This is a genomic window from Sorangium sp. So ce834 (genome assembly GCF_051521425.1).
GTDB classification, from domain to species: Bacteria; Myxococcota_A; Polyangia; order Polyangiales; family Polyangiaceae; genus Sorangium; species Sorangium cellulosum_D.
This window is the reverse complement of sequence record NZ_CP150351.1, coordinates 5,553,991-5,578,893: the sequence shown is the minus strand read 5'-3', so window position 1 is coordinate 5,578,893 and position 24,903 is coordinate 5,553,991. Positions and strand designations below refer to the sequence as shown.

Sequence of the window (24,903 nt, the reverse complement as noted above, 5' to 3'; positions counted from 1 at the left end):
GGACCACCTCACGGATGCGTAGGTGCGGTGGGCAACTCGGTGAGGTGGCAAGCAGCCCAGTGACCGGGACGGCGCTCCTCCAGCGGAGGAACCTCGATGCTGCACCGCTCCATCGCATAGGGACAGCGGGTGTGGAAATGGCACCCTGAGGGCGGATTCAGCGGACTCGGCACCTCGCCGACGAGCGTCAGGCGACGCCGCTTGCGCTCCTGGTCGGGATCGGGGATCGGGATCGCCGACAGCAGCGCCTGCGTGTACGGATGCTGGGGTGAGCGGAATAGTGCATCTGGGCGGGCGCGCTCGACGATCCGGCCGAGGTACATCACCGCGATCTCGCTTGACAGATGGCGGACCACCGCGAGGTCGTGCGCCACGAACACGTACGTGAGGGACAGCTCGCGCTGGAGCGAGGCGAGCAGGTTGACGATCTGCGCCTGGATGCTCACGTCGAGCGCGCTGACCGGCTCGTCCGCGATCACGAGCTTCGGCTTCAGGGCGAGCGCGCGGGCGATGCCGATGCGCTGCCGCTGGCCGCCGGAGAACTCGTGCGGATAGCGGCGCATGTACGAGGGCGAGAGCCCCACGAGCTCCATCAGGCGCGCCACCTCGCGGAGCGCCTCGTCGCGGGACGAGGCGAGGCCGTGGGTGAAGAGCGGCTCGGCGATGAGGTCGTGGACCGTCATGCGCGGGTTCAGGCTCGCGTACGGGTCCTGGAAGATCATCTGCATCTCGCGGCGCGCCTTGCGCAGCGCGCGCGGCTCGAGCGTCAGGATCTCCCGGCCGTCGATCTTCACGCTCCCCGACGTGGGCGGGACGAGGCGCAGGATGCCCCGCCCCGTCGTCGACTTGCCGCAGCCGGACTCGCCGACGAGGCCGAGCGTCGCGCCGCGGTCGACGTCGAAGGAGACGCCGTCGACCGCGCGCACCGTGCCGACCTGCCGCTGGAGCAGGCCGCGCCGCACCGGGAAGTGGACCTTGAGATCGCGCACCGAGAGCAGCGGCGGAGGTGTGGCGGGTGTGGTCATGGCGCTCGTCCGGCGACGTCCTCGACATGGCACCGCACGACGTGCAGCGCCCTCCTGTCCCCCTCGCCCGAGACGACCCGCGGAAGCGGCGCCTCCTCGCGGCACGCGGCGACCGCGTGGGCGCAGCGCGGGTGGAACGGGCAGCCCGGCGGCAGGCGCGCGAGCGACGGCGGCATCCCGGGGATGGGGACGAGATCCGCGCCGCGCGGGCCCTCGAGCCGCGGGATCGACCGCGACAGGCCGATCGTGTACGGGTGGCGCGGGGCGTGGAAGATGGCGTCGACCGGGCCCTCCTCGACGATGCGCCCGGCGTACATGACCGCGACGCGATCGGCCATCTTCGCGACGACGCCGAGGTCGTGCGTGATGAGCAGGACCGCCGCGCCGAGCGCCTCCTTCCGCTCCCGGATGAGATCCAGGATCTGCGCCTGGATCGTGACGTCGAGCGCCGTCGTCGGCTCGTCGGCGATGAGCAGATCCGGGTCGCAGAGCAGCGCCATGGCGATCATCACGCGCTGCCGCATCCCGCCCGAGAGCTGGTGTGGATAGTCGTCGATCCGCGACGCCGCCGCGGGGATGCCCACCGCCTGCAGCATCTCGACGCTGCGCCGGCGGGCCTCGGCGCGCCCCATGCCGCGGTGCAGCTCCAGCACCTCGATGAGCTGCTCGCTCACCCGGAGGTAAGGGTTCAGCGACGTCATCGGGTCCTGGAAGATCATCGCGATCCGGTCGCCGCGGATGCGCTCCATCCGCGCCTCGCTCGCCTCCACGAGGTCCTCGACGACGCCCCCCTCGGACTCGATCAGGATCTGGCCGCCGACGATCCGCCCAGGCGGGTCGGGGATGAGCCGGAGCAGCGAGAGGCTCGTCACGCTCTTGCCCGAGCCGGACTCGCCGACGATCCCGAGCACCTCGCCGCGATCGAGGCTGAAGGAGATGCCGTCGACCGCGCGCACGACCCCCTCCTCGGTGAAGAAGTGGGTCTTCAGGTTGTTGACCTCGATCAGCATGGTTCGTCTGAGCGCGCGCGCGCCGCGGGGGCGGCGCGCCCCTTCAGTCCTTTCGGATGCGTGGATCGAGGGCGTCGCGGAGCCCGTCGCCGAGGAAGTTGAAGCAGATCAGCGTGAGCGCGAGCATCAGCGCCGGGAAGATGAGCTGCCAGGGGAAGAGGTCCATCGCGTCGGCGCCCGTGGACGCGAGCAGGCCCCAGCTCGAGAGCGGCTCCTGCGTGCCGAGGCCGAGGAAGCTCAGGAACGCCTCGGTCATCATCACCTCGGGGATGGTGAGCGTCGTATAGACGATGATCGGGCCGACCGCGTTCGGCACGAGGTGCCGGAAGATCAGCGCTGCGTGGCCGACGCCGATCGAGCGCGCCGACTCGATGAACGGCTGACTGCGCAGCGCGATGACCTGGCCGCGGACGATGCGGGCCATCGTGAGCCAGGAGATGCCGCCGAGGGCCGCGAAGACGACGACGATCTGGAAGATGGGGAAATAGCTCGGATCCGAGGGATCCTGCACGAACAGGCCGAGCGCGACCTTCCAGGCGCGGTAGAGGGGCGTCTGGTCGTTCGCGAAGAAGACCATGAGCAGGATGACGAGGATGAGGAACGGGAACGTGTAGAGCACGTCCACGATGCGCATCATGATCGCGTCGACCTTGCCGCCGAAGTAGCCGGCGACGCCGCCCCAGCTCACGCCGATGACGAAGCTCACGAGCGTCGCGATGATGCCGACGGCGAACGAGATGCGCCCGCCGAAGAAGACGCGGGCCATCAGGTCGCGGCCGAAGTAGTCGGTGCCCATCCAGTGCGCGAGCGAGGGCGGCTGCGCGCCGAGCTTGAGGTCGGCCTTGTCGTACCGGTAGCTGGAGAGCTCGGGGACGAGGATGCAGGCGAGGATCATCGCGAGGAGCACGGCGCCGCAGGCGACCGCCGCGCGGTTCTTGCGGAGCCGCCGCCATGCGTCGCGCCCGAGGCTCGACCCCTGCTCGAGCGCGTCGAGCCGCAGCGGGCCGGCCGGGCGCGGCGCCGCGCCGCCGGGGACGGCGGGCAGGTCGCCGGGCGCGGCGGGCGAGGCGCCGGCAGCGGCGGGCTCTGCTGCGGGCGGCGGGGGGGCGGCGGGCATGGTCAGCGCAGCTCCACCCGCGGGTCGATGAAGGCGTACGCCACGTCGACGAGCGCGTTGAAGAGCATGAGCAGGAAGCCGTAGACGAGCATGACCCCCATCACGAGGTTGTAGTCGCGGTTCGTGGCCGCCTCGACGAAGTAGCGGCCCATGCCGGGGATGTTGAAGATCTTCTCGACGACGAGGGAGCCGACGAGCAGGCCGCTGAAGCCGGGGCCGAGGAAGCTCACGACCGGGAGCAGCCCGCCCCGGAGCGCGTGCTTCAGGACGACCTTGCGCTCGGAGAGCCCCTTGGCGCGCGCGGTCCGGATGAAGTCGGAGCGGATCACCTCGAGCATCCCGCCGCGCGTCAGCCGGGCGATGTAGGCGGCCACCGGCAATCCGGCGCAGATGACCGGGAGCACCATGTGCCGCCACGTCTCCCAGCGGGCCACGGGGAACCAGTAGAGCTTGAGCGAAAAGACCAGCATGAGCAGCGGCGCGAGCACGTACCGCGGCACGCTGAGGCCGACCATGGCGACCCCCATGGCCGCCGTGTCTTTCCAGGTGTTCTGGCGGATGGCGCCGACGATGCCGAGCGGGATGCCCATCGCCAGGGCGAAGAGCATCGCCCAGAACCCGAGCTGCATCGACACGGGCAGGCTGAGGGCGATGATCTCGTTGACGGTGCGGTTCGGGTACTTGAACGTCGGGCCCAGGTCGCCGCGGGTGACGAGCGCAAAGAGCCAGTCGCCATACTGCTTCAGCACCGGATCGTTCAGGTGGTACTTGGCGTCGAGCTGGCGCTGGACCTCGACGGGCACGGCCCGCTCCTGGTCGAACGGGCCGCCCGGCACGATGCGCACCAGGACGAACACCAGGGTGGCGACGAGGAGGAGCGTGGGGATGATCGAGAGCAGCCGCTTGATGGCGTAGGTGCTCACGGCGCGCCGCCTCCCGGCCGTGGGGCCGCGCCGCTCGCCTCGTCATGCCGCCGCCTTCCGTGGATCCCGAGCGATGTCACGAGGTGCCTCCGTGCTGCCTTCCTTCGGCGCGGCGACGGCCGCGAGGGCGCGCCGCGTCTTCCCGCATATCACGGAATCGCTGGCCGGCACGGCGTTTCGCGCCGCGCGGCGCGTCGCGCTGCCGCGGCCGAGGCGGCCTGCGCGCTGGGGGCGCCGGATGCGGCCGGCGCGCCAGGCACGCGCGGCGCTCGCCGTTCATCCGCGCCCGTTCACGGTTGCTTCTTGAGCTTGCCCTGGTCGCGGAGCTTCACGAGCTCGGCGTAGCCGCCCTCGAGGACCCCGTCGACGAACACCATGGGAAGCGTCGGAAAGCCGGCCCAGAGCTTGATGGCGAGCCGCTCCCTCCACTTGGAGAGGTAACTCCCGTATTCCAGGTAGGTATATCTCACGCCCTCTCCATCGAGCAGCCGACGCGCCTTCTTCACGAAGGGATTCTGGGCCATCCCGACGACGACCACCCCGTCGCGGCTCACGGCGCCTGCGACCTCATCCACGATGGAGCGATGAAAGCTCGCGATCTGCGACTTCACCGCTTCGGCGACCTTCTCGGGAGCAAGCATGGGACGTTCGGACATGAGATGAGCACCTCCGCGCCGGCAGCGTACCGGCGCGGAGAGCGCGCGGTCAACCTCGCGCCGGAACGCGCTACTGCGCCTCGCGGCCCAGCGCGAGCGCCAGAGTTCGTGGAGACGGCGAACCGCCTTGCGTGGCCCGCTCGCGATCTCCGCGCGTCAGGCCGCCGGGCGCTCTACGGCACGAGCAGCACCTTCCCCGTCGTCGCCCGCCCGGCGAGCGCGCGGTGCGCCTCCGCCGCGTCGGCGAGCGGGTACGTCGCGCCGACCGAGATCGTGAGCTCGCCGCGCGCGATCGCGCCGAGCACGTCCTCGGCGCGCTGGAGCAGCTCCTCGCGCGTCGCCGTGTAGTGCCCGAGGGTCGGCCGCGTCAGGAAGAGCGACCCCTTCTGGCTCAGGATCTGCGGGTCGAACGCGGGCACCGGCCCGCTCGACTGGCCGAAGAGCACCAGCATGCCGCGCGGGCGGAGCGCGCCCAGGCTCTTCTCGAACGTGTCGCGCCCGACCCCGTCGTAGACCACGTCGACCCCGGCGCCGCCCGTGAGCCGGCGCGCCTCGACCTCGACGTCGGCCTGCGTGTACAGGATCACCTCGTCGGCGCCGGCCTCGCGCGCGAGCCGCGCCTTCGCCTCGGTCGAGACGGTGCCGATCACGCGCGCGCCGAGCCGCTTCGCCATCTGGCAGAGGAGCAGCCCCACCCCGCCCGCCGCCGCGTGGACCAGGCACGTGCGGCCCGGCCCGAGCGCGAACGTGGAGCGCACGAGGTAATGCGCCGTCATGCCCTGGAGCATCGCCGCCGCCGCGCGCTTCGCGCCGACGCCCGCTGGCACCGGGACCAGCTTCGCGACCGGGATGCGGACGTGCGTGGCGTACGAGCCGGCGCAGCCGGCCCACGCGACCTCGTCCCCTTCCCTCACCTCGGTGACCGACGGCCCCACCGCCTCGACGCGCCCCGCGCCCTCGAGCCCGAGCGGGATCGGCGGCTCGACCTTGTACTGGCCGCTCCGCTGGTAAATGTCGATGAAGTTCACCCCGGCGGCCTCGACGCGGACCACGGCTTCACCCGGGCCCGGCGTCGGCGTCGGGTGCTCCTCCAGCGTCATCACCTCGGGGCCGCCGGCGGCTTTCGGTCGGATCGCGAGCATGCCGCCCATGTTGCCGAGCCGGCGCGGCTCGTCAAGCAGCCGGCGCAGGCACCGACGCACCGTCGACGCATCGTCGACGCATCCTCGACGCATCGCTTCCCGCCGGGCGCCGCCGCGGCGCAGGCATCGATCCCATTGCTGCCCAACGCGCGCCGTGGATGATGCGCTCTCATGTCCGCTTCCACTCCTTCCGAGTCGCTCACCCAGCACAACGCCCCTGGCGCCTCGCACGCGCCGTCCGCTGCCGCGGCCGCCTCGGCGCTCGCGTCGCCGGCCCCGTCGGCCGGCGCGGGGCCGGCAGGCACGACGGCGGCGCCGTTCCCCGAGGGCTTCCTGTGGGGCGCGGCCACCGCGGCCTACCAGATCGAAGGCGCCGCCGCCGAGGACGGCCGCGGCCCCTCCGTGTGGGACGTCTTCTCGAACACCCCCGGGAAGGTCTTCGAAGGGCACACCGGAAACGTCGCGTGCGACCACTACCACCGCTACAAGGAGGACCTCGGGCTGCTCGCCGAGCTCGGGGCCAAGAGCTATCGCTTCAGCGTCTCGTGGACGCGCGTCCTCCCGGAGGGCACGGGCAAGGTCAACGCGAAGGGGCTCGACTTCTACGACCGGCTCGTCGACGAGCTCCTCCGCCTCGGCATCGTCCCCATGTGCACGCTGTTCCACTGGGACTTCCCCCAGGCGCTCCAGGACCGCGGCGGGTTCCTCCAGCGGGACGTCGCCGACTGGTTCGCCGACTACACGACCGTCGTCGCAGAGCGGCTCGGCGATCGCGTGCCGTGGTGGGTGACGCAGAACGAGCCGCAGGCGTTCATCGGCAACGCGCTCCTCGAGGGGCACTTCGCCCCGGGGCTCAAGCTCCCGTACCGGGACTACCTGACCGCCGCGCACAACCAGATGCGCGCCCACGGCAAGCAGGTGGACGCACTGCGCGCCGCGGCCAAGGCGGCGAAGGTCGGCTACGTGCTCGCGACCCAGGTCCAGCGCCCCGCGACGGAGGACCCGGGCGACGTCGAGGCGGCGCGCGAGGCGATCTTCTCGGTGTACGAGCGGCACCCGTGGAACAACGCCTGGTGGATCGCGCCGGTGCTCGAGGGGCGGTATCCGGAGAGCGGCCTCAAGCTCTTCGGCAACGACGTGCCCGACTTCCCCGCCAGCGACTTCGACCAGATCAAGCGGCCGCTCGACTACCTCGGGCTCAACATGTACTCGGCGGGCACGTGGCGGCGGGGCAAGGACGGCAAGCCCGAGCGCGTCGCGTCCCCGCCCGGCTACCCGCGCGCGACGCTCGACTGGCTGCAGGTCGTCCCCAGCACCCTGTACTGGGGCACGAGGTACTTCTGGGAGCGGTACAAGCTGCCCATCGGGATCACCGAGCACGGCACCGCCACGCGGGACCAGGTCTTCCTCGACGGGAAGGTGCACGACCCGCAGCGCATCGACCTGATGCACCGGTACCTGCTCGGCCTGGCGCGGGCGATGAAGGAGGGCGTCGACGTCTTCGGATACTGGGCCTGGTCGCTCCTCGACAACTTCGAGTGGGCCGAGGGCTACAGGGAGCGGTTCGGGCTCGTCTACGTCGATTACCAGACCCAGCGCCGGATCCCGAAGGACTCGTTCTCCTGGTACAAGAACGTCATCGCCACCAACGGGCGCTCGCTCCTCGGGCCGACCGCGGTGGCCTGGGACAACGTGACCGGCTGATCCCGGAGGCCCGCGGCCCGATGCCCCGTCGGGCCGCGGGGCCGGGCGCTTCCCCGCGCCGCTCCTCGTCGCGCTCGCGGTCCCGAGCGCGAGCGGGCAGCGCGAGCGGGCGTCGAACTCTGGCTTTCCCCAGGTCCTCTCCCTGCGCCATCTTCGACGATGATATCGTCGCGGCGTGGAGGGGCAGGGATGAACAGGAGCGAATACAGGCTGAGGCGTCTTGCTCTGGTGACCGCGCTGGCTGCGTTCGGATGCGGCGCGAGGAGCAGCCTGGACGACGCGGCGCCGACCCCGGCGAGCGGCCCGGCCGCCGGGGAAGGCGGCGCCGGCGGTAGCGGCGTCGGCGCCGGCGGTAGCGGCGTCGGCGCCGGCGGTAGCGGCGTCGGCGCCGGCGGTAGCGGCGTCGGCGCCGGCGTCGGCGGCAGCGCCCCTGTGTGCGAGGCGGGTTGCCTCGAGCTCGCGTTCGCCCGTCGATTCGACCGGGCCGACGTGGTCGGCCTCGCCGTGGACGCTCGCGGCAACATCCTCCTCACCGGGACCTTCGACGGCACGGTCGACTTCGGCGGCGGCCCTCTCGTGAGCACGGGCAACATGGACGCGTTCGTCCTCAAGCTCGATCCGCTCGGCAACCACCTCTGGAGCCGGCGGTTCGGCGACGTCTCCGCCGTGCCCGATCTTCAGGCCGGCATCGCCATCGCGGCGGACGCGTCGGGGAACATCCTCGTCGGGGGCCACTTCGGTGGAACGACGGATTTCGGCGGTGGCCCGGTGAACGCGCAGGGCTTGAACGCCTTCCTCGTCCTGCTCGACGCCTCGGGGCAGCACGTCTGGAGCACGCACTTCGGAACGGGGTCCGCGACGGTCCGCGGCGTCGGCTTCCTGCCAGCGGGCGATATCGTCGTCACCGGTGATTACGTGGGGACCGTGGACCTCGGCGGGGATACCTTCACGAACGACGCGGACGCCATGAACGTCTTCGTCGCCAGGCTCGATGCCGCGGGCGGCCACGTCTGGAGCAGGAGCTTCGGCTGGGACAGCGCGCACGTTTCCGCGCTCGCCCTCGACGCGGCGGGGAACCTCGTGCTCGGAGGCAGCTTCCACCACCTCGTCGACTTCGGCGGCGGCCCGCTCCGGGCTGCTGGCCCATCCTGGGCAGCCGAAGCGTCCGATATCTTCGTCGCCTCGCTCGGTCCGGACGGCGAGCATCGATGGAGCCAGCGGCTGGGCAGCGTCGCTGGCGAGCACCCCGGCGGCACGGTCGTGGATGGGGCAGGCAACGTGGTCTCGCTCGGCTTCTTCGGCGAGACGTTCCAGTTCGGCGGCGACACGCTGACGAGCGATGGGGATGCCGTGTTCGTCGCCAAGCTCTCCGCCACCGGCGCCCCGACGTTCGCCAGGAGCTTCCCCAGAGCGCACGCGCTCGCCGCCGACGCCGCCGGCAACACCTGGCTGGCCGGCGCCTTCATCGAGGACACGGACTTCGGCTGCGGTCCGCTGACCACGAGAACCCAGGGGCTGTTCGTCGCCGGGCTCGACCCGCGCGGCGACGGCTTCTGCAGCGCCTCCTTCCAGCCGTCGGAGCACGGAGGCCTCTCCCGGCTCGCCCTCGACCCCGCCGGAGCCCTGATCGCCGTCGGGAACCTCAAGGGCACGATCGATTTCGGCGCCGGACCGATCTCGAGCCCCGAAACGGAGGAGTCGATGCTCGTTGTCAAATTCATCCCGTGATCGCGCTGCGATCATGGCCGTGGCCGAAGAGAAATGGAGGGTGCGATGTCGGGTCCCGTGCCGGCGCCGGGCCCTGGTCTGCGCTGTCATGCCCACGGCGGTCGCGCTGCTGCTCCTCGGCGGCTGCGGGGAGGACGCCGTGCCCGCGGGCTCCGCCGAGATCGCGGGGAGCCGCGGCGGCGGCGTGTACGCCAACCCGGTTGTCCCGGGCGACTTCCCGGATCCTTCGGTCCTCCGCGTGGGCCGGGCGTACTGGGCGACGGCGACGAGCTCCGAGTGGGGCGCGCCGTTTCCGCTCCTCCGCTCGACCGATCTCGTGAACTGGGATCGGGTGGGCTCGGTCTTCCCCGATCTCCCGTCCTGGGCCTCGGGGAGCCTCTGGGCGCCCGAGATCACCGAGAACCGCGGCCGATATTACGTCGTTTACACGGCCCGGAAGCACGGCGGCCCGCTGTGCGTCGCCGCGGCCAGCGCCGATGCGCCGGACGGGCCGTACACCGACCATGGGCCGCTCACGTGCATGGCGGTCGGCTCCATCGACGGCTGCCCGATCCGCGACGAGAACGGGGTGCGCCACCTCGTCTGGAAGGAGGACGGGAACAGCATCGGGGCGCCGACGCCGATCTGGGCCCAGGAGCTCTCGGAGGACGGCACCGCGCTGCTCGGCGCGCCGGTCGTCCTCTTCCAGAACGACGCGCCTTGGGAAGATGGCGTCGTCGAGGGGCCTTATCTCATGCGGCACGGAGGCCGCTTCTACGCCTTCTACTCGGGCGCCGGCTGCTGCGGCAGGGCGTGCAGCTACGCGCTCGGCGTGGCGCGCGCGCCGCGCCTGCGCGGGCCCTGGGAAAAGAACCCGGCGAACCCGATCCTCACCGGCAACGACGCCTGGAAGTGCCCCGGCCACGGCAGCGTGGTGGACGACGGCGGCGGGCGGTTCTTTCTCCTCTACCACGCGTACAGCGCCCTGGACTCGGTGTACGTCGGCCGGCAAGGCCTGCTCGACGAGGTGACCTTCGGAGCCGACGGCTGGCCGTCCTTCCGCGGCGGCGGGCCCAGCGCCCGCGCCGCATCGCCCATCGCGCCCCAGGCGCCCTGGCCCGCGGAGATCGTGGACGAGTTCGACGGCGGCGCGCTCGATCCGCGCTGGCAGTGGCCCGTGGCGGCGCGCCCCGACGCGACCCTCGAGCCCGAAGGCGGTGGATGGCTCACGCTGGGCGCGATGCCGGGGGCTCCGGGCAGCCACCTCGGCGCGGTCGTCGGGCGCCCGACGCTGCGGGGCGATTATGAGGTGACCACGGAGATCTCGGCCCCGCCGGACGTCGAGGCGGGGCTCGCGGCCTACGGCGACGGCGACAACGCGGTCGGGATCTCGATGGGCGGCGGCCGCGCCGCCGTCTTCCGCTTCGCGCACGGCGAACGCCGGGTGGTGGCCGAGACGAGCGCGCCCTCGCGCGCCGAGCTCCGGATGACGGTCGTGCGCGGGCACCGTTTCCGCTTCGCGATCCGCGCCGGCGGCGCCGACGCCTGGGCCCCGGTCGGGGACGCCGTCGACGCCGACGATCTGCCGCCATGGGATCGCGGCGTGCGCGCGGCCCTGTTCGCGCGCGGCCCGAGCGGAGCCGCCGCGCGGTTCGCGTCGTTCCGCATGGCGCAGCCGTCGCCCCGGCGCTGAAGCCCGTCGAGCGCCCGCGGGACACGACAGGCGCTCTCGCCGCTCCGGAATCCGGATTACATCCCGAGGAGCGCCGGTGTCCATCGGACGCGACAACACGGCCGCTTGGCCGGCGCGCAGCGCGGGTCGCGTCGCGAGGGGGCGGGCTCGCGCCTGGCACGAGCAAAGACTCTGCGGACGCGATGCGAATGAGCTAATCTGTGCGTCTTTGCCTGTGTGCGCACCAACGCACAGGTGTCCACAAAGGAACATGGATATGGCTCTACGGAACGTTGTAGTTACGCTCACCTCAGTCTGTGTGATGTTCCTCGTCGCGTGCGATCCCGGCGACCCTCCCCCTGCCGGCGCTGGCGCTGCGGGTGGGGCTGGCGGCTCGGGTGGGGCTGGCGGCGGCGGCGGCTCTGCCGAGCCGGGGTGCCCCGCGCCGTCCGGCGGCCCGACGGATCACTCGGGCGATGTGAGCGAAAATGAGACCTGGACCGCGGAGGGGAGCCCGCACGTCGTGAGCTTCCCTGTCCGCCTCCGCCCCGGCGTGACGCTCACGATCGAGCCGTGCGCCGAGGTGCTGCTCGAGGAGGACACGGGCATCTCCGCGATGGATGAGGGCGCCGAGCTGAAGGCCGAGGGCACCGAGGCGCGGCCGATCACGTTCCGCGGCAGCGAGGGCGCGCGGTGGAACGACGTGCACGTCGCGTGGCCTGCCAAGGCGACCCTCCGCCACGTGACGCTCGAGGGGGGCGGCGGCGATCGCTTCCACGCGAACGCGGCGCTCTCCGCGTACGGGGCGTCCGTGACCCCCGCGGCGCCGGTCCTGCTCGTCGATCACGTGACGGTGCGCGGGTCGCTCGGCGCCGGGGTGCTCCTCCTGCGGGCGTCGGCGTTCGCGGAGGGCTCCACCGATCTCGTGATCACCGAGAGCGGCAGCGAGGAGCACCCGTATCCGCTGGAGCTCGGCGAGCAGGCGCTCGGCTCGATCCCGGTCGGCGTGTACACCGGCAATCGAAAGGACGAGATCCTGATCCAGGACGAGGGCGCCAATCAGACCTCCGGGCTGCAGCAGGACACGACCCTGCGCGACCGCGGCGTGCCCTACCACTTCGGCGACTGGCGCGACGCCCGCTTCAACATCGGCGGCGGCGGCGAGGACGCGCCGCTCACGACGCTCACCATCGAGCCCGGCGTCACCATCCGGTTCGAGCCCGGCAATTTCATGCAGATCGAGCACTTCACCGGCGATTTCGCCGCGAGCGGCGCCCTCCGCGCGCTGGGCACGCCGGAGAAGCCCATCGTCTTCACCTCGGCCGCGGAGACCCCCGCGCCCGGCGACTGGGGCGGGCTCTGGTTCGGCGGCATCCCGCGCGACGAGAACGTCCTGGAGAACGTCATCGTCGAGTATGCCGGTTACGACTGCGGCTGCATCCTGCTCAGCTGCAACGATCTCGCGACCTTCAATGGCGCCGTCATCTTCAGCCAGGCGCCGAGCAGCGGGTTCATCCAGGGATCGACGTTCCGCCACGTCGCCGGCCACGGCGTCACCCGCGGCTGGAACGGCACCGCGGGGCCCGACTTCGTCTCTGGAAACACCTTCGAGGACGTGAGCGGCTGCAAGCAGACGCGCCCCTGGGTCGAGGGCCAGCCGTGCCCCGACCCGAAGCCCGCCTGCCCGGAGGACTGATACCGCGCCGCCCTGCGACGAGGGTCGCCGCCGGACGATCTGCACATGCTCTACGGCATCTACGATTACACCTACCTGGCGAAGATCGGCGCCGGCGGCGCCGGCATCCTCTGGACACAGTTCGTTCCGGCATCCGACCTCAGCAATGCAGCGGTGAGCCTCGCGGTCGACAGCGCCGGCAACGCGATCGTGGCGAACGAGGATCCCCCGGACGGTTCGCATCTCGGCGCGGAATACTTCACCGTCTTCAAGTTTGACCCGGCGGGCGCTCTGGTCTGGACGCGGATGTTCGAGAACAACGGGGCGATGGGCGCCTCCTCGGTGGCGGTCGACGCGTCGGATGAGATCCTCGTGGCGGGCTCCGCGGATGGGTTCGTCGACTTCGGCGGCGGCGTGCTCCCCGCCGGCCCCGTGCTCGTCAAGCTGGACTCGGCAGGCCAGCACGTCTTCAGCCGCTCGGTCCGCTTCGGCAGCAAGATCGCCCTGGATCCTGCCGGCGGCGTCATCCTCGCCGGGGACGGGCTCGCCAGGCTCGACGCGAGCGGCAACGAGCTCTGGTGGGTCGATTTCGGTGCTCCCGTGGAGGATATCGCGATCGCGCCGAATGGCATGATCGGCGTCACCGGCGACATGAACGGTCCAGTCGATTTCGGGACCGGCCCGGTACCTTACGCGGGGGGCCGCGATATCTTCGTCGCCACGTTCGGCCCCTGAGGGGCTCGGTCCCGGCGTCGTCGCGACGCCCGCGCGCGCACGGTGGCGCGGGCGTCGCGCGGCGAGCGGGGCGATCCCGCTCGCGGCCCGGGGCGCGGCGCGTCTCGCCTCACCGCGGGACGTCGACGGGCACGAAGCAGGAGATGTTCGTCTCGATGTGGAAGTTCGACCCGTCGGTGTGGCGCTCCGCGTGGAAGATATCCATCGTGTACGTGTTGCCCGGAGAGATGCCGAGGTAATCGGCCTGGGCGTCGAAGTCGATGACGCCCGACTCGGGCCCGTGCATGCTGCCGAGATCGAGGGCGAGCTTGCCGTTGATGAAGATCCACATGTCGTCGTCGCCCCGGAAGCTGAACTCCTGGCCGGCGACGTAGCCGAACTTGAGGTGGATCTCGGTGGTGAAGAGGAAGTTCTGGTTCTTGCCGTTGGGAGGGTTGATCCCGAACCCCTCCTCCGGCGCGAGCGGGAAGAAATCCGTGCTGTCGAAGATGTACCGGCCAGAGCCGGGCGGCGACTCCTCGAGCTCGAGCTGCTTGGGGAACGTCATGTTCACGCCGGGCACGTCGCGGTACCACTGGCTGAACGACTCGGCGCTCGTGATGACGACCTGGTTCGGGTTCCCGCCCCCGCAGTCGAGCGGGGTCTGCAGGTCGGCCTGGCAGCCCACCGAGCTGAGGAACACCGGCTTGCTGTCGCCGTCGAGCTGCGGCTCGATGAGCTTGCGGCGAACCACATCGCCCCGGAAGTCCATCTCGAAGTCAGGGTGCGTGTCCTTGAAGTCGCGGTAGAGGACATCGAGCGTGCTCTTGCAATCGCTCCCGCCAGCGCCGCCGGCGCCGATGGTCACGTTGCCCCCCGAGATGCTCCCGATGTCGTCGCCCGTCGAGCTGCTGCTCTCCCCCGAAGGCGACCCGCTGGTGCCGCCGGAGGTCGGGCCGCCGCCGGAGCCGGAGCCCGAGTTGCCGTTGTTGTCGTCAGGCCCCGAAGAGCAGGCCAGGGCCGCGACGGTGAAGGTCACAAGAAAGAGAGATCGAGGGGACATAGAGCACTCCTGGGAGAAAGTAGGACAACCACACCTCGTGAGGGTTGTCAACGTCGCCCCTGGAATCCTACGCGAGATCGCGCGGCGCCCGCTGCCACGATCGCCTGGAGATCGCTGAATTCAGCCCGGCTGCATCCGACGGAATCCTGCCTTGTTCGACGCGAGAGGAGGTAATGCGGTGCGTCGTCCCTGCCCCGCGGGAAGAGGTCGAATCGGTGAGCTCTCCCGTGCTGGGCCCCGTCTCTCCGCCTCGCGTCTCCGCGCTTCCCGTCGCGTCAGGCCGCCTCGGCGGACGAGCTCAGACGAGGCGGTGTCCCCCGTCGACGTGCAGCGTCTCGCCGGTCGTGAACCCGTTGCCCATCAGGAAGAGGGCGGCGTGCGCGATGTCCGCGGGCGCGCCGACGCGCCGGACCGGGAGACGGCGCGCGTGCTGCTCGAACCGCTGCTCCTTCTCGCCGCCAGCGATGGAGTCCCAGATCGGCGTATCGACCCAGCCCGGCGACAGCGCGTTCACGCGCACCGGCGCGAGCTCGACGGCCAGGGCGCGCACGAGCGACTCGAGCGCGCCGTTCGCCGCCGCGACGACCGCGCCGCCCGGCCCCGGCCGCGCCGCCGCGATGCCGGTGGTGAAGACGAGCGAGCCGCCGGGCTCGATCCGCGCGTGCTTGGCGATGTGGAGCGCCGCCACGAGCTTCGAGTCGATCGTGCGGCGCGCCGCCGCGACGTCGAGCTCGCGGATCGGCTGGTAGTGGCCCTGCACCGCCGTGACCACCACGTGGTGCGCGGGCGGATGCTCGCTGAACAGGCCCCGCACCTCGGCCTCCTGCGTCGCGTCGGCGGCGACGGTGCGCACGCGGCGCGCCTCCCCGAGCTCGGCCGCGGCGGCGGCGAGCCTCTGCGGCGAGCGGCTCACGAGGGTCAGCGTCGCGCCCCGCGCGAGGCAAGCCTTGGCCACGCCGAGGCCGATGCCGGACGAGCCGCCGATGATGACGACATGCTGGTGTTCAAGGTTCATGAAGGAGGGGTAACGCGGGCGCCTCGCGCGCACCATGGGACGATATGGCATGCTTCATCCCATGAACGGGATGATCTCCCTCGAGGACGCACGGCTCTTCGCGGCCGTCGCGCACCACCTGAGCTTCGTCGAGGCGGCCCGGCGCACGGGGGTGCCCACCAGCACCGTGAGCCGCCGGGTGGCGCTGCTGGAGGAGGCGCTGGGGGTGCGGCTGCTCCAGCGCACCTCCCGCCGCGTCGGCCTCACCGGCGAGGGCGCGCGGCTGCTCGAGCGCGCCGGGCCCCTGCTCGAGGAGCTCGGGTCGGTGCTCGACCGGGTCGCAGATCGCGAGGACGAGCCCGCGGGCAGGCTCCGGGTGACGGCGCCCGTGATGACGGGCGCGCAGCGCATCGCGCCGGCGCTGTCCGCCTTCGCCGCCCGGCACCCTCGCCTGACCGTGGAGCTCACGCTCACGAACGCGGTGGTCCCGCTGGTCGAGGAGGGCGTCGACCTGGCGTTTCGCGCGGGGCCCGTTCAGGACGCCGAGCTCGTGGCGCGGCGCCTGTGGTCGCTCCCGTACGCGCTGGCCGCGTCGCCGCGCTTCGTGCAGCAGGCCTTGCGGGGCCGCGCGCGGCTCGCGCGCGCGTCGCTCGGCGCCTTGCCCGCCGTCCTGAGCCGCGCGGACGCCGCGTGGCGCCTCCGCCGGCGGGACGGCTCCGTCGAGGAGGTCCGGCCGCGCGCGCGCTTCTGCGTCAACGATCCGCGGGCGGCGATCGCCGCGGCGGCGCAGGGGCTGGGCGTGGTCTGCGCGCCCCGCGAGGTGATCGCGCAGCACGGCGAGGCGCTCGTCGAGCTCACCGTGACGGGCCGCACCGTCGAGCCGCGCGAGCTCTTCGCGGTGTACCCGTCGCGGCGGCTCCTCCCCGCGCGGGTGCGCCTGGCGCTCGACTGGGTGATCCGGCACGGCTGAGCGCCCCGCGCCGGCGCCGCCGGCGCTCAGGACGCCCGGAGCTCGATCCGCTGCCAGTCGGCCGCCACCTCGAGCTCGACGCCCCCGTCCAGCGCGCGGTGCGACCTCGCCCCGGCCACGGCGCGCGGCGGCGGCGCGCCGTAGATCCGGATCGTCTCCACCTCGCGCGCCGCCGGCGCCGGCAGCTCTCCCTCGACGCAGCGCTCGAGCGTGAACGCCGCGCCGTCGAAGCCGCCCGAGAGCCGCGTCGTGCGCGACGCGCCGTGCCCGTCGCCCTCGTCCTCGTAGAGGCGGCCGCTCACCCGCTCCGCCGCGTGCACGTGCCAGGTGATCTCCTCCCAGCGCGCGCTCGTCGTGTGCATCCGCGGCGCGGTGAGCGCGACCGCGCCCCCGGCGCGCAGCCACACGGGGACGACCCCGAGCGGCGCATCGGCGATCACGTGGCGCCCGCCCTCCTCCACCTTCCCCGCGCGCTCCAGGTTGGCGAAATCCATCCACGCGCCGGGGGGCAGGTACGACAGCCGCTTCGACTGCCCCGGCCGCACCACCGGCGCGACGAGCAGGTCGTCGCCGAAGAGGAACTGATCGTAGGCGTGGAGCGCCTCGGGATCCTCGGGAGCCTGGAAGGACAGCGGCCGCATGACCGGCAGGCCCGTCTCCGCGGCCTCGCGCATCAGCGTGTACAGGGTCGGCAGGAGCCGGTAGCGCTGCTCGAGCACCGCGCGCGCGAGGCCGAGGTACGGCTCGCCGAAGCGCCACGGCTCCTGCGCCGGGCGGCCCCGCGCCGCGTGGTTGCGCATCAGCGGGTAGAACAGCCCGGCCTGCATCCAGCGCACGAGCAGCTCGCCGTTCGCGCGGCCGACGAAGCCCGGGATGTCCGCGCCGACGAACGGCACGCCCGAGAGGCCGAGGCCGAGGAGCATCGGGATCGACGCCTCCAGGTGCGTGAAATTGCTGGCAAAGTCGCCGGTCCACACCGCGGCGTAGCGCTGGATGCCGGCGAAGGCCGCGCGCGTGAGCACGAAGGGGCGCCGCTCCGGCGCGTGGCGGGCGAGCCCCTCGTGGGCGGCGCGCGACATGCCCAGGCCGTAGACGTTGTGGACCTCGAGGTGCCGGCGGGCGCCGTGGCGCGCGTCGTACGGGAGCGTGCTGCCCTCGATCGTGCCGAGGCCCGAGGTGCGCCCGCCGTTCGGCGCGGGCAGGCCCCTGTCGGGCCGGACGGAGAAGCACGCCGGCTCGTTCATGTCGTTCCAGATGCCGGCGATGCCCGCGTCGACGAAGGCCTTTTGCAGCTCGCCCCACCAGCGCTGCACCTCCTCGCGCGTCAGATCCGGGAAGACCGCGGGATCGGGCCAGACCTCGCCGACGAGCGTGTCGCCGCGCGACAGCCGGACGAGGAAGTCGCGCGCGCGCGCCTCGTCGTACACGGCATAGCCCTCATCCGCCTTGATCCCGGGGTCGACGATCGTCACGAGCCTGACCCCCTCGGCCGCGAGATCGCGCGCGAGCCGCGCCGGGTCCGGGAAGCGCGAGCGGTCCCAGGTCCACACCCGGTAAGCATCCATGTAGTCGATATCGAGGTGGACCACGTCGAGGGGGAGGCCGCGCGATCGGTAGCCGCGGACGACGCCGCGCACGTCGTCCTCGTTCTCGTAGCCCCAGCGCGACTGATGCGCGCCGAGGCTCCAGAGGGGCGGCATCGCGGGGAGCCCGGTGAGCGCGGCGTAGCGCCGGAGGACGTCGGCCGGGCGCGGGCCGGCGAGGAGATAGACGTCGAGCTCGGGCCCCCACGACTCCCATTCGATGCGATCCGGGCGGCGGAGGGCGATATCGACCTCCGAGCGCCACGTCTCGTCGAGGAAGAGGCCCCAGGCGGCGCCGCCGCGGAGGGCCAGGAAGAAGGGAATCGAGGCGTAGAGCGGGTCGGACTCGACGTGCGGCGGGAAAGCGTCGGTGTTCCAGAAGGTGAAGCGCAGGCCGCGCTTGTCGAGGGGCCCGACCTTCTCGCCGAAGCCGAGGTAGGCCTCGCCGGGCGGCGCCGCGAGCGAGAGGCGCGAGCGGTGCTCGTCGACGGGGAACGCCGGCCGGACCTCGCCGGAAACGCCCTCGCTGCGCGCGAGGGCGCGGCCCTCTCCGTCGCCGAAGGTCCATGTGCCCGAGGCGAGCGAGACCTCGAGAGAGGCGCCCTCGGCGCACACGTGGAGCGTGTCGCCCTCGCGGCGCGCGGAGAGCGGCAGCGCGCCGTCGGCCACCACGGCGAAGGACCGCTTGGGCGGCAGATCGGGGTGCGTGAAGCTCGTCACGGCGGACGAGGGGGCGTGGCGCACGCGCAGCACGCCGGGGCCTGGACAGCGGATCTCGACCGCGGCGCGGGCGCCGGAGAGGAGCACGTGAGCCGCGCCGATCGCGGCGTCGGTGAGGAGCATCTGGCGACTCTAGCCGGCTGTGGCCGCCCGGGCCATGAATCGCCCCGGTCGTTCGTCACGGCGCCTCGTCATCGGAGACCCTCGTCGTGAGGCCTCGCTCACTGCGCACCTGCCAGCCGCCCCGGCGGCGGCAGCTCCAGCACCGGCGGGGGCTCGCCGGCCGGCCGGTGCTGCCAGTCGGGGTCGATCCAGAGCCATTTGACGAGCTGCGTGCTCCGCGCGTTGGGGACGTATCCCCTCACCCACGGCTTCACCAGCGTCGGCTTCTCCTCGAAATAGAGCGGGATCCGGCACATCCCGTCGAGCGCCCGCCGCTCGGCCGCGCGGAAGCGACGGATGCTCTCGCGCGGATCGGCGATCGCGGCGGCCCGGCGGAGCTCCTCGTCGAACTCCGCATCTGCCCAGCCGCTCCGGTTGTTGGGGCTGTACGACAGGAAGTTGCCGAGCCACGTCTGCGGATGGTTGTAGTCGGCGTACCAGGCCAGCCGGATCACCTGGAAGTTGCCGTCGCGGAGATTCTTGAGCATCACCCGCCACTCCTCGTTCCGCAGCGTGGCGGAGATCCCGAGGTGGCGCTTCCACATGTCCTGGATGGCCACGGCGACCTGCCCGTGCCCCTCCCCCGTGTTGTAGAGGACCTCGAGCGGCGGAAACCCCTTCGCGCGGAGCTCGTCCCCCTCGCGGGCGACCTCGTACCCGGCCTCGGCGAGCAGCGCGCGAGCGCGCGCGGGGTCGTGGCCGACCTCGGGGCTCGCGAACGGATCGGCGCCGCGCGCCCGGTCCTCCGCCACCTGCTCGGCGTAGCCGGATCCGGTGATGTCGGGCACGTAATGCGTCGCCGGCTTCCCCACCCGCGTGACCTTCTCGACGAGCTCGCGCTTGTCGATCGCGAGGTTCAGCGCCCACCGCACGCGCGCGTCGTCGAGCGGCGGCTTCGCCGTGTTGACCTCGTAGTACACGGTGGAGAGGTACTCGCTCCGCCGGAAGTCCTTCTTCCCGGACAGCCAGCCGAGGTGGTCGTACGGGAGCTCGGAGTTGTCGCCGACGTAATCGAGATCTCCCGCCTTGTAGAGCTGCAAGGTGGCGTTGTACTGGGCGATCTCCATCCAGACGATCCGGTGGATCCGGAGGGCGTCGTGGGCCCAGTACGCCGGATTCCGCTTCATCGTGATCTCGTACCGGAACTTCCACTCGTCGAGCTGGTAGGGCCCGTTGACGACGATGTTCTCGGCGCGAAACCAGAGCTCCGGCTCGCCGCGCGCCTCGAACGGCTCGATGACGTCGCGGCGCACCGGGAGCAGGGTGACGAAGCTCGTGAGATCGGTGAAGTACGGCGTGGGCTGCTCGAGCTCCACGTCGAGGGTGAGGTCGTCCCGGGCCCGCACGCCCACGGCGCTGTCGTCCTCGACGAGCTCCGAGGCGGCGACGAACCCGGTCACCCCGCCGCCGGAGGGCGGCGATGGCCGCGGCGCGGCGGGGTCGTACGTGGGGACGCTCGCGTGGGGCGCGACGAGCGCGTGCTCGGCGGCGCCCCCGGGCGCGAGCAGGCAGCCCGGGAGGAAGCCGCGGCCCTGGGGTCCCTCGATCTCGAACCAGCGGTCGGCCGCGCCGTTGCAGGCGACCGGCGGGCCGACCCCGAGGAGGGCGACCTCGGCGCCGCGCCACGCGCCGCCGGCGGCCGCGTCGACGGGCGCGGGCGCCGGGGCCGAGCCGGCCGCGCCGAACGAGAGCCGCTCGCCGGCGCCGGTCTTCTCGTCGGGCTCGGCGTACGTCACCGAGGCGACCCCGGGGGGCGGCGCCGCGAGGGGCGGCACCGCCGACGTCACCCGGGCGGGCGACTGGCCGAGCACCACGACGAACGCGCCCCGCGGCAGGGAGAGCGCGGGCGGCGCGTCGGGCCGCGGCGCCGCGCGCAGCGTCGCGGCCTCGCGCAGCGCCTTGAGCTTGCCCAGGTTGAAGAGCTCGCCGTTCTTGAGGACGTGCAGGTTCGTCGCGGCGAGCGAGGCGGTGGAGGGGCGCAGCACGCGCTTCCACGCGTACTCGAAGTCGTGCGCCGTCACCGGCTTGCCGTCCGACCAGCGCGCCTCGGGCCGCAGGTGGAACCGGAAGATCCGGTTGTCGTCGCTCTGCTCCCAGCGCGTCGCCACCCCCTGGACCGGGCGGAGGTCGCCGGGGCCGTAAGCGGTCAGCCCCTCGAACATCTGCTGGAGCAGCGAGATGCTCACCGAGTCGACGGCCTTGCCGGGATCGAGGTATTCCGGCTCCTCGCCGTTGTTGACGTAGAAGGTCGCTGCGTCCTTGCCGGTGCGCGCCGTCGTCCCGACGTAGCCCTCGCTCTCGCCGGAGCAGGCCGCGAGCGACGCGAGGAGGGCGCCGAGGACTGTGCCTCTGTGGTTCAAATTCCCCCCATCACGGATCCAGGGACGCGCTCGGGAGATGCGGTGTCAGTCGGCGAACCCCTTCGGGTTCTGCTCCTGCCAGCGCCAGCTGTCGCGGCACATGGTCTCGAGGTCGCGCTCCGCGCGCCAGCCGAGGAGCTCCGTCGCGCGCGCCGGGTTCGCGTACACGGAGGCGACGTCCCCGGGGCGCCGCGCGACGATCTCGTAGGGGACCCGCTTGCCGCTGACCTTCTCGAACGCGGCCACCACCTCGAGCACGGAGTTCCCGCGCCCGGTGCCGAGGTTGACCGTGAAGCTGTCGCCGACGGTGAAGATGCGGTTCAGCGCGGCGAGGTGCCCGAGCGCGAGATCGACCACGTGGATGTAGTCGCGCACGCCGGTGCCGTCCGGCGTCGGCCAGTCGCCCCCGAACACCCGGAGCTTGTCGCGCCGCCCCACCAGCACCTGCGTGATGAACGGCGTCAGGTTGTTCGGAATGCCGTTCGGGTCCTCGCCGATGAGCCCGCTCTCGTGCGCGCCGACCGGGTTGAAGTAGCGCAGCGACGCGAGCGACCAGCCCCCGGTGGCCGCGACGTCGCGCAGGATGTACTCCACCATGAGCTTGGATTGCCCGTAGGGGTTGGTCGGCCCGAGCCGGCACCCCTCGTCGAGCGGCACGCGCTCGGGATCCCCGTAGACCGTGGCCGACGAGCTGAACACGAGCTTCCGCGCGCCCCGGGCGTCCAGCGCCTTGAGCAGGCACACCGTCCCGGCGACGTTGTTCTCGTAATAGGCGAGCGGCTTCTCGACCGACTCGCCGACCGCCTTGAGCCCCGCGAAATGGATCGTCGCGTCGACCGGGTGCTCGGCGAGCAGCCGATCGAGCAGCGCCGCGTCGCGGACGTCGCCCTGGACGAACGTCACCTGCTTGCCGGCGATCCGCTCCACGCGGTCGACGGCCGCCTTGCGGCTGTTGCAGAGGTTGTCGAGGACGACCACTCGGTAGCCCGCGCGGAGGAGCTCCACGCAGGTGTGCGAGCCGATGTAGCCCGCGCCTCCGGTGACCAGGATCGTCTTGCTCATGTCGTTCTCCCGAGAGGGTCCATGCTGCTCTCCGGTGGATGAGGCCATGGCCCAGGCCAGCGCGTCAACGGGGACGTCTCCTCATCCCGCGGCCGCTCGGCCCGCGAAATCGTTGCGCCGCATCGTCGCGCCGCGCGGCCCGCGGGCGCTGCCGCGGCCGCCTGTCGCGCTCAGGGCGCGTCCGGCCCGCCCAGGGTCGGGCCGATCCGGCCCGGCGCGGGAAACTCGAGCTGCGGAAACGCGATCTCGTTCGACGGGTCGTCGCGCCACCGCGGGTCGATCCAGAGCCACTTCACGAGCTGCACGCTCCGCGCGTTGCCCTTGAACCCCTTGACCCAGGGCTTCACCAGCGTCGACTTCGTGTAGAAGTAGAGCGGCATCTTGGGCATGCGGTCGACGGCCCGCTCCTCCGCCCTGCGGAACATCCGGATGCTCTCCTTGGGATCGGACGTCGCCGCGGCGGCGCGCATCAGGTCGTCGAACTCCCGGTCGGCCCAGCCCGTCCGGTTCTGCGGGCTGTACGAGAGCAGCGTGCCGAGCCAGGTCGCCGGGTGGTTGTACTCGCCGATCCAGCCGAACCGCACGACCTGGAAGTGGCCGTCGCGCACGTTCTTGAGCATCACCTTCCACTCCTCGTTCCGCAGCGTGGCGGAGACGCCGAGGTGGCGCTTCCACATATCCTGGACAGCGACGGCGATCTGCTTGTGCCCCTCGCTCGTGTTGTAGAGGATCTCGAGGGCCGGGAAGTTCTTCGCCCGGTATCCGTCGCCCTCGCGGACGACCTCGTAGCCCGCCTCGGCGAGCATCGCCCGCGCGCGCTCCGGGTTGAACATGACGTCCGGCGACGAGAACGGGTCGACCCCGAGCCGCCTGTCCTCGGCGACCGCCTCCGCGTAGCCCGATCCCGTGTAGTCCGGGACGTAGTGCGTGGCCGGCGTCTGCCCGCCGCGCGTGATCTTCTCGACGATCTGCTGCTTGTCGACCGCGAGGTTGAGCGCCCGGCGGACGCGGACGTCGTCGACCGGCGGCTTCCTCGTGTTGAACTCGAACCAGTACGTGGAGAGGTAGGGATATCGCTGGAAATCCTTCTTGGTCGACAGCCAGTCCAGGTGCTCGGAGGGAAGCGAGGAGTTGTCGCCCGCGTAATCGAGATCGCCCGCCTTGTAGATGTTCATGGCGGCGTTGTACTGCTCGATCTCCAGCCAGACGACGCGGTGGATCTTCAGCTTGTCGCGGTTCCAGTACATCGGATTCCGCTTCATCGTGATCTCGTAACGGAACTTCCACTCATCGAGCGTGTAGGGGCCGTTGACCACGATGTTCTCGGGGCGGAACCAGAGCTCGGGTTCGCCGCGCTGCGCGAACGCCTCGATGACATCCTTGCGCACCGGGAAGAGGGTCACGTAGCTCGTGAGATCGGTGAAGTAGGGCGTGGGCTGCTCCAGCTGCACGTCGAGGGTGAGGTCGTCGCGGGCGCGGACGCCGACGGCGCTGTCGTCCTCGACGAGGAGCGCGTCGGGCACGAACCCGACCGGGGGCTCGCTCGGCGCGGCCGCGGGGGCCGCCGCGGGGTCGTACGTGGGGAGGTCCGCGTGCGGCGTGACGACCGCGTACGTGTCGCGGGGCGCCGCGCCCGCGGCGGGGGGGACGAGCAGGCAGCCCGGGAGGAAGCCGCGCGCGCCGTCCCGCGCGATCTCGAACCAGCGGTCGGCGGCGCCGTTGCACTGGCACGTCGGGCCCGCGCGGACGATGTCGACCACGGCGCCCTGCCAGCCGCCGCCGGGCGCGGGGCCGAGGGCCGCCGCGCCGCCCTCCCCGAACGAGAGCCGGTCGCCGGCGCCGCCTTTGCCGTCGCCCTTGGCGAACGTCACCGCGGCGGCGCCCTCGGGCAACGCCGCGAGCGGCGCGATCGCGGTGTCGACCTGGATCGGCGAGCGCGCCAGCACCACGACGAACGACCCCTTGGGCAGCTCCAGGGCGGACGGGGCGTCCGGCCGGGGCGCCATGCGCAGCGCCGCGGCCTCGCGCAGCGCCTTGAGCTTGCCCAGGGCGAAGAGCTCGCCGTTCTTCAGGACGTAGAGGTTCGTCGCGGCGAGCGAGGCGGTGGAGGGGCGCAGCACGCGCTTCCACGCGTACTCGAAGTCGTGCGCCGTCACCGGTTTGCCGTCCGACCAGCGCGCCTCGGGCCGCAGGTGGAACCGGAAGATCCGGTTGTCGTCGCTCTGCTCCCAGCGCGTCGCCACCCCCTGGACCGGGCGGAGGTCGCCGGCGCCGTAGGTGGTCAGCCCCTCGAAGAGCTGCTGGATCAGCGTGGAGCTCGCCGAGTCGTTCGACTTTCCCGGGTCGACGTACTCCGGCTCTCCGCCGTTGTTGATGTAGATCGTCGCATCGTCCTTGCCGACGCGCGACGTCGTCCCGGCGTATCCGCCTTCGCCCTCGCTGCACGCCGCGAGCGCGAGGCCCGCGAGCCCGAGCGCCGCGACGACGCCCCGCGCCGCTCGACCGGCGCCCCCGCCGCCCCCCTCGCCGCCGGCACCTCGTCGCTCCGGAGCCCGTCGCATGCTGCGGAAGTAGCACGGGGCGGTAGGGGCAGGAAGGCAGCGGCTGCGCGGCCCGGACGTGGCGCAGCCGACGCGCGGCCTGG

Annotated in this window: 18 protein-coding genes; 6 read left to right on the top strand and 12 right to left on the bottom strand. The window is 72.1% G+C overall.

The window, feature by feature from the left end; translation table 11 throughout:
* Window positions 1–8: 8 nt before the first annotated feature.
* The 6 genes from WMF20_RS20085 to WMF20_RS20060 form a co-directional block, all read right to left on the bottom strand.
* Window positions 9–1,025 (bottom strand): ABC transporter ATP-binding protein, encoded by a 1,017-nt coding sequence (locus WMF20_RS20085; protein ID WP_437615929.1) that lies wholly within the window; start codon window positions 1,023–1,025, stop codon window positions 9–11.
* On the bottom strand, window positions 1,022–2,035 hold the full coding sequence (locus tag WMF20_RS20080) for an ABC transporter ATP-binding protein (RefSeq protein ID WP_129575911.1): 1,014 nt from the start codon (window positions 2,033–2,035) through the stop codon (window positions 1,022–1,024). Before WMF20_RS20080 ends, WMF20_RS20085 begins: the two co-directional genes overlap by 4 nt.
* Window positions 2,036–2,078: 43 nt before the next feature.
* Window positions 2,079–3,152, bottom strand: a complete 1,074-nt coding sequence (locus tag WMF20_RS20075; protein WP_437615927.1) for an ABC transporter permease — start codon at window positions 3,150–3,152, stop codon at window positions 2,079–2,081.
* Window positions 3,153–3,154: 2 nt separating this feature from the next.
* The gene (locus tag WMF20_RS20070) at window positions 3,155–4,075 is read right to left on the bottom strand and encodes an ABC transporter permease (RefSeq protein ID WP_129575909.1); all 921 of its coding nucleotides are present in this window, start codon (window positions 4,073–4,075) and stop codon (window positions 3,155–3,157) included.
* Window positions 4,076–4,365: 290 nt separating this feature from the next.
* Window positions 4,366–4,731, bottom strand: coding sequence for a glutaredoxin domain-containing protein (locus tag WMF20_RS20065; RefSeq protein ID WP_129575908.1), 366 nt, complete (start codon window positions 4,729–4,731; stop codon window positions 4,366–4,368).
* 173 nt (window positions 4,732–4,904) lie between these two features.
* A complete protein-coding gene (locus WMF20_RS20060) occupies window positions 4,905–5,873 on the bottom strand; it encodes a quinone oxidoreductase family protein (protein ID WP_437617146.1) in 969 nt (322 codons plus the stop codon).
* A 171-nt stretch (window positions 5,874–6,044) separates the two neighbouring features.
* On the opposite strand from WMF20_RS20060, the gene WMF20_RS20055 reads away from it, so the two are divergent.
* The 5 genes from WMF20_RS20055 to WMF20_RS20035 all read left to right on the top strand — a co-directional run bounded on the left by WMF20_RS20055 (window position 6,045) and on the right by WMF20_RS20035 (window position 13,366).
* Window positions 6,045–7,577, top strand: a complete 1,533-nt coding sequence (locus tag WMF20_RS20055) for a GH1 family beta-glucosidase (RefSeq protein ID WP_437615925.1) — start codon at window positions 6,045–6,047, stop codon at window positions 7,575–7,577.
* A gap of 228 nt (window positions 7,578–7,805) precedes the next feature.
* Window positions 7,806–9,305, top strand: a complete 1,500-nt coding sequence (locus WMF20_RS20050) for a hypothetical protein (RefSeq protein ID WP_437615923.1) — start codon at window positions 7,806–7,808, stop codon at window positions 9,303–9,305.
* A gap of 88 nt (window positions 9,306–9,393) precedes the next feature.
* The gene (locus WMF20_RS20045) at window positions 9,394–10,977 is read left to right on the top strand and encodes a family 43 glycosylhydrolase (protein WP_437615921.1); all 1,584 of its coding nucleotides are present in this window, start codon (window positions 9,394–9,396) and stop codon (window positions 10,975–10,977) included.
* A gap of 457 nt (window positions 10,978–11,434) precedes the next feature.
* Window positions 11,435–12,652, top strand: a complete 1,218-nt coding sequence (locus tag WMF20_RS20040) for a hypothetical protein (RefSeq protein WP_437615919.1) — start codon at window positions 11,435–11,437, stop codon at window positions 12,650–12,652.
* Window positions 12,653–12,697: 45 nt separating this feature from the next.
* Window positions 12,698–13,366 (top strand): hypothetical protein, encoded by a 669-nt coding sequence (locus tag WMF20_RS20035; RefSeq protein ID WP_437615917.1) that lies wholly within the window; start codon window positions 12,698–12,700, stop codon window positions 13,364–13,366.
* A gap of 109 nt (window positions 13,367–13,475) precedes the next feature.
* Here the strand turns inward: WMF20_RS20035 and WMF20_RS20030 are convergent, their stop codons facing one another.
* Both WMF20_RS20030 and WMF20_RS20025 read right to left on the bottom strand, forming a co-directional pair.
* Window positions 13,476–14,408: a fibro-slime domain-containing protein gene (locus WMF20_RS20030; RefSeq protein WP_437615916.1), complete on the bottom strand. Its 933-nt coding sequence runs from the start codon at window positions 14,406–14,408 to the stop codon at window positions 13,476–13,478.
* 298 nt (window positions 14,409–14,706) lie between these two features.
* Window positions 14,707–15,423: an SDR family oxidoreductase gene (locus WMF20_RS20025; RefSeq protein WP_437615914.1), complete on the bottom strand. Its 717-nt coding sequence runs from the start codon at window positions 15,421–15,423 to the stop codon at window positions 14,707–14,709.
* A 49-nt stretch (window positions 15,424–15,472) separates the two neighbouring features.
* On the opposite strand from WMF20_RS20025, the gene WMF20_RS20020 reads away from it, so the two are divergent.
* Entirely contained in the window at window positions 15,473–16,372 is a 900-nt protein-coding gene (locus WMF20_RS20020; RefSeq protein WP_437615912.1) for a LysR family transcriptional regulator, read from the top strand.
* Window positions 16,373–16,398: 26 nt separating this feature from the next.
* On the opposite strand, the gene WMF20_RS20015 is transcribed toward WMF20_RS20020, so the two are convergent.
* The 4 genes from WMF20_RS20015 to WMF20_RS20000 all read right to left on the bottom strand — a co-directional run bounded on the left by WMF20_RS20015 (window position 16,399) and on the right by WMF20_RS20000 (window position 24,820).
* Window positions 16,399–18,798 carry a glycoside hydrolase family 31 protein gene (locus WMF20_RS20015; protein WP_437615910.1) on the bottom strand — a complete coding sequence of 800 codons (2,400 nt, stop codon included), beginning with the start codon at window positions 18,796–18,798 and terminating at the stop codon, window positions 16,399–16,401.
* Between the two features lie 98 nt (window positions 18,799–18,896).
* Window positions 18,897–21,197, bottom strand: coding sequence for a peptide ABC transporter substrate-binding protein (locus WMF20_RS20010; protein WP_437615908.1), 2,301 nt, complete (start codon window positions 21,195–21,197; stop codon window positions 18,897–18,899).
* A gap of 45 nt (window positions 21,198–21,242) precedes the next feature.
* A complete protein-coding gene (galE, locus tag WMF20_RS20005; protein ID WP_129575900.1) occupies window positions 21,243–22,259 on the bottom strand; it encodes a UDP-glucose 4-epimerase GalE in 1,017 nt (338 codons plus the stop codon).
* A gap of 170 nt (window positions 22,260–22,429) precedes the next feature.
* Complete coding sequence (locus WMF20_RS20000) at window positions 22,430–24,820, bottom strand: peptide ABC transporter substrate-binding protein (protein ID WP_437615904.1); 2,391 nt, start codon at window positions 24,818–24,820, stop codon at window positions 22,430–22,432.
* Window positions 24,821–24,903: the final 83 nt, after the last annotated feature.